This window comes from Halococcus sp. PRR34 (genome assembly GCF_028617175.1).
Lineage (GTDB): Archaea > Halobacteriota > Halobacteria > Halobacteriales > Halococcaceae > Halococcus > Halococcus salifodinae.
On the sequence record NZ_JAQJDA010000003.1, the window covers coordinates 284,527 to 293,152 of the forward strand.

Consider the following 8,626-nt stretch of genomic DNA (forward strand, 5'->3'; position numbering starts at 1 on the left):
CGAGCCCACTCACGCGACTGGACCACTTGAACGTGCGGGAACGAAACGTTCGCAGTTCTGAAAACCGAGTCGTATTCGATGTGTCGCTGTGCTCCCGAAAGGATAAAGACGTGGTTGCTTGGATACGGTAACTGAGCCGGCGATGAACCAAGATGGACGGCTGACGTCATCGAACGGCGATCGTCGCATCCTTCCGGTGATCGTCCTCGGGGTTCTCGTCGCCATCGTTCCACTGTTCGCCATCCATCCTCCCAGCGAAAGCCGACGGATCGCGGTCGCGGTCCGCGTTTTTCAAGCGATTTCAGTGGCCGTCGGTCTCGGGGTGATCTCTACGGGTGTCTACTCCTACCGGACACGGAACCTCCAGCCGGCTGTGACAGCAGCCACCACCGTACTCGGGCTGGTCGTCGTCATCGTGACCGGCAGTCTGATAGAACTGACCGGCGGACCGTTGATCCCGATCTGGGGATGGGTTCTGGCAGCGCTGCTCGCCATCGGTATCGCCCTTGCGGTGACGAACCGGATCGTCACAGCGGATACAGCTTCCTCCAACTGAACGAGAGCGTCGTCCATTCAGGACCGCTACCTGTAGCCGGTCGCTCTCGATCGGTCATCCACCGGCCGTTCGGAGGAAACTATCGCCTCCGGGACGATGGCTCGGGAGAACGCGGTTTTCGAGACCCGTCTCGTTCGGCCTCGTTCTCCGAGGATGAGCTCCGCACTACCGATCGGACGAGCAGCCAGTCCACCGTCACTCGACGACGCCGACCGCGCGGACCGGCGCGCCATCGCCACCGAGTGCCAGGGGATACGCACGGAGTTCGAAGCGTTCGTCGACCGCCCCGAGGTTGCGGAGGTTTTCGACGATGAGTTCGTCGGCACCGAGGAGCGCCCGATGTGCCCGAAACCCGTCCGGTTCGCTCTCGACGGCGTTTTCGGTGGGCGTTGGGTCGGGATTCAGTGTGTCCACACCGACTGCATAGCCTCGTTCGGCACACGCCGTGGCGGCGTCGGGCGTCAGGTAGGGATGATCGAGATACCGCTCGGTGTTCCAGTGGGCACTCCAGCCGGTCCAGAAGACGACGATCTCCGCAGCACAGTCGGGAACGTATTCGATCGAAACGGGATCACGATCGTCCAGAGACGTGAAATCCACCCGAACGGCCTCGAACGTGAACTCGTCGAGCGAATAGCTGTCGAGGGCTCGCCCGTCCGGCACGATATGCAGCGGTGCGTCGACGTGGGTCCCCGTATGGCTCCCCAGTTCCACGCTGTCGACGTGGCAGTCGTCGGAAGGATGCGTCGCGTGCGGGTCGACGGCGACCGACGGATCGCCCGGATAGGTCGTCATGCCGGTCTCGATTCGGTGGCTGAGATCGATCTGCATGCTCCCTGCTTGGTCTGGATCGTCAAGTACTGTGTCGACACTGGGAGGAACCGAGATGGCGTGGGTTTGTGTGAGTTTCTCTCGAGCGCACCTGTGTCCCTTCGGCCGATACGTCGCACCGCCTTCGGGTTTATCGGGATCATGTGCGCCGACAGGGGAGGGTTCCGTGGCGCAGGCAGGACGATGAGCGATGAACGGGAGTATTCACTCCGTCATCGATCGATACCGTACGCCGACCGCAAAATCGTGTTCCCCTCCTCGTGATCCGTCGTGCTATCTTCCCCGAGGCGGTAGCCACCGAGAACTACCCGGGACCGCTCACGCGCCGCGGGGCTTCGTGCCGGGTTGGCTGACGTCCTCCGTCCCACGAGCGTGGTTGCGTCCGCCCATGGCGAGCACGAGCATCGAGAGGCCGGTGCTGAGGAGGTTGATACCGAACAGGAGGCCGACCACCCAGAGGGCAGTGCTTGGCCATCCGATCCAGATCGCAGCGCCGACGACGATGCTGAGCACCCCGCTGGCGAGCAGCCACGCCCAGCCGTCCTCACCCCGAAGCCGGAGACCCATGATCGTCTCGATGATCCCGTCGGCGAAGAAAAACGCCGCGAGGATGAGCGTCAGCGTCGCCAGCGTGAACAGTGGGTTCACCAGCAGGGCGATCCCTGCCACCCCGTAGAGCCCTGCGAGCAGGACTTGCCAAAGCCTTCCTTTCCAGTCCTGTGCGGTGAACGCGTGAGCGACGTGCACGAAGCCGCCGGCCACGAGCAACACACCCAGCAGGACCGAGAACGACACGCCGGTCACGAACGGGAACACGATCGCTAACACGCCGAACAGCGCGGTCAGGACGCCGACGATCGCGAGCGAGCGCCAGCTCGTCGCCAGTGACTGTCCGTTGTCGGTAACTGTGGTTTCTTCACTCATGATATTTCACTACCGACTACAGTATAGAACCTACAACAGCATAAACTAGTCACCCATGACAAATAGATCTCGTAGTTCCTCCACGTAGCCAGCGGAACGATTCGATCGAGGCCGGTCTCGACGCGAAGTCGCCACCGGATCGGCTTGCGGCGAGAAGACGGACTCGGCCTCCATACTTACCGTGGTGGCGGATAATACCAGTCCGACAATGGTTTCTCCGTCGGTCAACGATCACGTCCGCTCGACCGACTTCGACTCTCCTGACGGCATCTACCGTGTGGTCGGGACCGTCGGCGAGAGCGTGACGCTCCTCAGAGTCGGGACTCCCGATGGTCGACGGGTCCACACTGGCGAAATAATCACGGTCAGTGACGACGCCTTCGACGAGTTCGAACCTGTCGAGAACCCGGATGGGAACCGTCCGTTCGGGGCCGCCATCGCCGCCATGCTGGAGACGAGCTACTGGTCGGTCCGCGTTTTCGCTCGGCAACTGGTCGTCCATCCGCTGCCGACCGTTCTCGCCATCGTAGCCATCGTTGCCGGTGCTCTGGGTGAGGGGGCTGTGTCGCTTCCGGATGTCGTGTTCGCGGGGCTGCTACTCGCCGGGAGCCTCGGGCTTGCCGTCGTCGGAAGTGGTCGCCTCTAGTATCGGCACTCCTCCACCGGATTGTTCATCGTCACACGCGCTCGTCGAGCCCTCCGTCCGACCGAAACGCCATCCGTGAATGCCACCGTTCCCGATCGCCGCGATCGGCGTCAGACGACCGTCTGACTGAACGTTTTCTTGTACCGCCGATTGAGGTGGATTATGGCCAGTTCTGCCGTCGGCTCGGCGAACACGAGAGCGTTCGTGGAGGCACTCTCTTACGAACACTCGTCGCTCGATAAGACACGCACCCGCGACGACGCCGTGATCGCGGCGTACAAGTACCTCATCACCCACCGGACCGCCTCGCGGCTGAGTCTCGTGGCGAACGTCTACCCGCGGCGCGACGCGGGGCTCGATGCGGAAGACTGGTATGACAAACTCGTCGCGCCGCTGTTGAACGAACTGCCTGGTGTTTCACCGCCCGGGCCGGGCACGGCGACGTGGCGGTACGCGCCGGAGTGAACACTCGCTGGCGAACGGAACATCGATCGGGATATGGTTCAACCGCTACAGTCGAGATTTCCCGAAGCTATCAGGTCCGTGTTGTTGGTTATTTGGTATGACATCGCTCCACCACCAACTGTATAGGTCGTTTTGCTATCGGGTGGGAGCGTAAACGGACTCCCACTCCGAGTGCTAATACTGACTTCTACTGGATGGCTATACGTATTCTCGACAATGAGAGAGGCGTTCCCGGAGGCGGCACAACCAGTCTTGACGACGGAGCTGTTGTCGGTCGAGACGGTTTCCTCGCCCTCCTCGACGGTGACATCGTAGCTTGCGGTGTCGTAGGTCGATGTCACTTCGCCCGCCGTGATGTTGACCGTCCGATTGGCGCTCGCTGTCGGTGTGTAGCTGAACGTCGCCTCCCCGTCGTCGTCGGTCGTCGTCGAATCGGGAACGACGTTGGTCCCGTTGTTGGCCTCGACTTCGACACCGGGAACCGGGTTGCCGTACTTGTCGCGGACGAGTACGCTGAACGAGACCGATTCGTTGACCGTGGCGTTGAGTGTAGCTGTCGGCGTGTCTGGAGCGATCGTGTCTTCGGTCGGGACGACCTCGTGAGCAGGCGCGTTGCCGTCACTGCCCAAACTGACCTTCGTGATCCGGAACCGGAACTGCTCGCCCGATGTGAGTGTGACGTCGATGGTGTTCGGTTTGTCGCTCCTGCTGTTGTAGCCCTCGAGGGTGGCGTATGATTTGCCGTTAAAGGTGCTTTGTGCCTCCGACTGAGTGAGCGTCGTCGGGAACGTGAGCACCGTATCTCCGTGAGTGGTAGCCGTCAAATACCCAGCTGAGCTACTCACTTCACTTGTCGTTACACTGGTGCTCTGACCGCTCCGGCTGATGTCGCCATCGACCAGTACCAAATCGATCTGCTTGTCGGGAATCGGATCGCCGGCCTGACCGCCGTCCGAAAGCGCCTCACTACCGCCGTACTGTCTGAACAACTGCCCGTTCCTGATCGTGAACCGGGGATCGTTCTGCTGATTGTTGTAGTTTACCGTGTAGACGACTGGCTTCGATTCGAACGCTGGCTCCCCACTCCCATCGTCCGCCTCGTCCCAGTATCCGCTCCCATCGACGCTGACCTCCCTGAGACCGATCGTGTTCTTCTGACCCAACCGCAGCGATCCCGCGGGTGGCCCCGGATTGATCGCAAGCGCGCGACTCGGATACTGCATCCCAGTTGCGATGGTTCGTGAGCGCGATGCCCCGGTAGCGCTGACTGCCGTCATCGCGTCGTTCAACTGGCTCATCTGCTTCTCGACTGTTTGACTGTGCTTGAACTCGGCTTCCTCGTTCTGAGCCGGCACCACGTCGGCCTGGTAGATCGTGAACACCAGCATGATCAGCGCGAAGATCAACACGAACCCCACGACCGGGGAGACCGCACGTTCATCCTCGCTCAGCCGTTGTAATCGCTGTGTGAGTGGTTCGAACATGGTGTTAGATCACTGCGAACACGATCAGCGAAACCGTCGGAAGCACCACCGCGAACTTCGTCCCCGTGAGCAGATCGCCGCTCCGGATGTAGCCCGCGATGAACCCCGACATGATCCCCTGGATCGTCACCGCGTGGAAGAACAGCATTCCCATCAGGTCGACGTCGACGTTGCTCCCGAAACTCGTCGGGCCGCCTGCACCGCTCGCCGCACCCCCGCTCGCGCCGCTCGCACTCGTCTCCTGGGCGGTGCTCGCCATCGTGCCGAGGAAGTTGACCTTTAGCATCGCCATCACCCCGAGCAGCGTGAGGAAGGTCATCACGATGATCGCGACCTGCATCCGGGCACGTGACCGGCGCTCGCGTTCGAGGTCGTCCTGATTTTCGCTTGCCCGCGCCGCCGTGGTGAGCACCTCCGTGATCCGGCTGGAGGCCTCCTGAGCGTGGCCGATCACGTTCACCGTCCGAGCGAGCCGCGGGATGTGGTAGGTGTTGTTGAACAATAAACTCAGGTGCGTAGTCCGTATGTAGAATTGGTAGTGTGAATTACGTCGTTTGTATCGAATCCGGTGCGCACCGATCCTCTACCGGAAAAGTGTGATTCGTAGTACCAGAACCACCTTCGACGGTGTTCGACCTCGACAGCACACGCGCCGATGTCGGGCCACTGACGGTGTTCAGACAACGGCCGAAACGAACTGCATTCGTGTCGTTCTGACGGCGCACACACGGCGACTGTGGTTGTTCTGACGATGGATACGGTGAAACGGGGACAATTCAGTGGTCCGTTGCGCTGGCACCACTACGAAGGTCATGATCTCAGACCTTCGGCTCGCGTCATGTGTGCGATTGTCATAGCTGTTATGGCCGATTTTTGCGTAGAAGACGGCGTGAAACACCGATAATCAATCTGAAGACGGCTTCAATCGCTACTTTGCCGTTCTGCCGTCGCACGAAGGCCGACGAAGCCGTTTTCGGTGGTCATACCCATGACTGGAAGCCGGAAGACAGCGCTCCAGAACGAACCACGACGGTCAAACATCCAGTAGTGGTGATTTGACCGAAAGTGCTGGCCGGCGTGCAGTAATCAGTTTGACATATACCATATAGGTACGACTGGCACTTCCAAACGTCAAAATGCGCGCATTTGGTGCGACTCGACCCCACCGTTTCGGCCATTGTGCCAGCAGGTGCGATTTACCCAGTATTTGCCCCCATCTTCAAGTCGGTGGGATAACATCGACTATTCGAAACAATGACAGAGCCACACAGGATTTGGCGGGTCTTGGCAGATGAGTGCTGAAGAGATTTCAGATAAGATTGAATCGAACTATGATAAGTACCTAAGCGAATCTGACAGCGGATTTTTCGATGACGAAATACTTGGTGGAATTATAAAGGATCGAGGGTCAGGATGGGTTGAAGGGAATGTGGGCGATTTGGCCAGGGAATGTTGGATTGCTTTTGATAGCGAAATCCCAGATATCGCTGCTTTGCCTGTCTCAGTATTGGAACTATTACCGATTCAGCTCACCCGAACTCTGCGAGTACAGGTAACTGACGACCATCGCCAGTATTGGGCCTGGACAGCGGCTGTTGTGGATGAAATAAGTGACGAAGGTAGCGTAATTGGTGAAAATATCGACAGGCATTTTAAAATATTGATTGATTTAATACTATCGAAGCTGACAGGCCGTCCTACAAATTCTGATGACCAGCAGCGAAATCGGCAAATCAGAAACAATGTTTCGCCACATACACAACGACTAACAACTATGCACTACCCCATTGTTGCGACATATTTTTCCTATCCAATTCTAGAAGGGATACTAAAACGTCTCAGTAGTGAATATATCAAACCAAATGGTGAAATTCGTTCTGGCCAGTTCATTCAGGGAATGCACCATCGCTACGTCCCACCAGGTAATAGTGAATGTAGTAGTATCCGAGATTTGTTGTATCATTATCACAATACCACAGCTAACGAACAGATGGTATCCAAATTAGATTATATGCAATCGAAAATTGAAATCTTTGGGGATAAGAATATGTATGAAATGGTTGATGAATGGCGGAACTTCCTGTTACACGGTCAAGAATTGGGTGGTGTCGAAGCAGGCGTTCTTCTCAACTTGATTTGCGTCCTGGTGTGGGGTGAAATCGATGCCGAGTTATATCACACTGATTGGGATGATCTGTACAGACGAGTCACTTCTGTCCCACGGGACTTTAGGTACTATCCAGCAATATAGTGTCTGCTTTTATACCCGTCAGACCGCGTCCATCGCGGTTGTGACCCTTGCCGATAGTTTCGCGTCCGGCAGGTCCTGCCAGTCGCTCTCGGCCGTCAGACGATAAATGCGGTCGGCCACAACGACGACTGTTGCCTCTCCGTCCGTTGGTGGCGACGTGAAGTTGCCGTCGCTGTCATGGGGTGTAGTGGCCGAGTCCGTAGCCTGTAGCACACCACGGACGGCAGCCGTCATGACATGGACGATCTTCTGGCGCTGGCGGTCACGGTCTATCGACACCTCCACGAACACGCCGTCCTCATCGGACACGGTGATAGCCAAACCCAACTCGTTCATGCGCAGGCCGGCGGCCGACGAGCGAACAGCGGAACGAATCGCGTTGTTCACGCCGTCGGCCTTGGAACTCATCGTGCCTCCAGTTCCGCGATATCGCTACGGTGTCGGTCTATCTCGTCCTGTAGTTCGGCCGTTCGTCCGGCGTCAGTCTCACCAAGTCGTCGTGCCAACACCACGCCGGCCGGACTCATGTCGTCGTCAGACTGCGCTTCCAGTTCTTCGACACGGTTGCGCTTCGCCTCAACCAGTTCCTCCGCAGCGTTGTCGGCGGCACGTTGCCAGCTCGGCCGTCGTTTCGCTTTCCGCTGCAATCGTTCATGGCGCTGCTCAAGCTCTGCAATCGTGCTGTTGTCGTCGTCAGTCATGGTTCTGGGTTAGTTGTCAGGTCCAGCCGCCGCAAATTGTGATGTAGGACGGTCTCGCATTACTACATCGTAGGGGAATCGGGGTAATAAGAGGAGGGTTGAAATGGCAATAGAAGGCTTCTGAAACGCCAGAAGTGGCGAATCGGCAGGCCACTTTGTCCCTACCCACGGAACGCGCTTTGACAGCCAAAACACCCGTCGGCGTGCGGTTCTTCGTCCCAAACGCCCGCCTTAGATGCTGTACAGTGGTCTGGCCTACAGAAAGGAACGAACGGACAGTAGCGAACAGCGACCTACTCAGACCGTTCAGTGATGGGCTCGCGGGACTCGCCTGCCGATTCGACATCAAAGCTGTCGGATTCTTCGATTCCTTGGGGCCGTGCCCGTTCGTAGGCATTCTTTCGGCGATAAAGGTAGATGCCGCCAATAAGGGCGTTTAGAAACGGTATGACGGCAGTAGCGGCATAAAGCGTCTTGTATGGTGTCCAGTCAGTTTCTCCCGCTACTCGTTGCGCCTCGTAGTATCAGTACCTCACAATGCTCTCAAACTAACTCCTTCTGAGACGTGAACTCGGAGGAGATGGTGATGTCGAGCAGTTGCTGGAGCGGCAGTTCGGCACTGAGAGCAACAAACCTGTCGCGGTCGGCGGCGTTCCGCCGCCGACGCGACGGTGTTGCCACTCGCCGAGCGGACTATCCCGGTCGGTGGATTAGCGCTCGAAGCGGTCGTCCGGTGGCTTGTTCGCGGGGACGGCGCGACGCACCGCG

9 protein-coding genes and 1 pseudogene are annotated in these 8,626 nt (G+C 58.4%); 4 read left to right on the forward strand and 6 right to left on the reverse strand.

Annotated elements, in window-relative coordinates; translation table 11 throughout:
- Positions 1-142 precede the first annotated feature (142 nt).
- Positions 143-556: a hypothetical protein gene (locus PHA81_RS06365; protein ID WP_005039349.1), complete on the forward strand. Its 414-nt coding sequence runs from the start codon at positions 143-145 to the stop codon at positions 554-556.
- Between the two features lie 195 nt (positions 557-751).
- Here PHA81_RS06365 and PHA81_RS06370 read toward each other — a convergent pair whose 3' ends face one another.
- Both PHA81_RS06370 and PHA81_RS06375 read right to left on the reverse strand, forming a co-directional pair.
- Positions 752-1,387: a cyclase family protein gene (locus PHA81_RS06370; protein ID WP_273835872.1), complete on the reverse strand. Its 636-nt coding sequence runs from the start codon at positions 1,385-1,387 to the stop codon at positions 752-754.
- Between the two features lie 318 nt (positions 1,388-1,705).
- Complete coding sequence (locus tag PHA81_RS06375) at positions 1,706-2,311, reverse strand: HdeD family acid-resistance protein (RefSeq protein ID WP_005039345.1); 606 nt, start codon at positions 2,309-2,311, stop codon at positions 1,706-1,708.
- A gap of 208 nt (positions 2,312-2,519) precedes the next feature.
- On the opposite strand from PHA81_RS06375, the gene PHA81_RS06380 reads away from it, so the two are divergent.
- On the forward strand, positions 2,520-2,957 hold the full coding sequence (locus PHA81_RS06380; RefSeq protein ID WP_005039342.1) for a hypothetical protein: 438 nt from the start codon (positions 2,520-2,522) through the stop codon (positions 2,955-2,957).
- Between the two features lie 162 nt (positions 2,958-3,119).
- The gene (locus PHA81_RS06385) at positions 3,120-3,422 is read left to right on the forward strand and encodes a hypothetical protein (protein WP_005039339.1); all 303 of its coding nucleotides are present in this window, start codon (positions 3,120-3,122) and stop codon (positions 3,420-3,422) included.
- A gap of 38 nt (positions 3,423-3,460) precedes the next feature.
- Here the strand turns inward: PHA81_RS06385 and PHA81_RS06390 are convergent, their stop codons facing one another.
- Entirely contained in the window at positions 3,461-4,906 is a 1,446-nt protein-coding gene (locus PHA81_RS06390) for an Ig-like domain-containing protein (RefSeq protein ID WP_005039337.1), read from the reverse strand.
- Positions 4,907-4,910: 4 nt separating this feature from the next.
- A pseudogene (locus tag PHA81_RS06395) lies at positions 4,911-5,405 on the reverse strand (flagella assembly protein j); the annotation flags it as partial.
- A 792-nt stretch (positions 5,406-6,197) separates the two neighbouring features.
- Between PHA81_RS06395 and PHA81_RS06400 the strand changes: the two are divergent.
- On the forward strand, positions 6,198-7,157 hold the full coding sequence (locus PHA81_RS06400; RefSeq protein ID WP_273835878.1) for a hypothetical protein: 960 nt from the start codon (positions 6,198-6,200) through the stop codon (positions 7,155-7,157).
- 18 nt (positions 7,158-7,175) lie between these two features.
- On the opposite strand, the gene PHA81_RS06405 is transcribed toward PHA81_RS06400, so the two are convergent.
- Both PHA81_RS06405 and PHA81_RS06410 read right to left on the reverse strand, forming a co-directional pair.
- A complete protein-coding gene (locus PHA81_RS06405) occupies positions 7,176-7,565 on the reverse strand; it encodes a hypothetical protein (RefSeq protein WP_273835880.1) in 390 nt (129 codons plus the stop codon).
- Complete coding sequence (locus PHA81_RS06410; RefSeq protein ID WP_273835883.1) at positions 7,562-7,858, reverse strand: hypothetical protein; 297 nt, start codon at positions 7,856-7,858, stop codon at positions 7,562-7,564. Before PHA81_RS06410 ends, PHA81_RS06405 begins: the two co-directional genes overlap by 4 nt.
- Between the last annotated feature and the right edge of the window lie 768 nt (positions 7,859-8,626).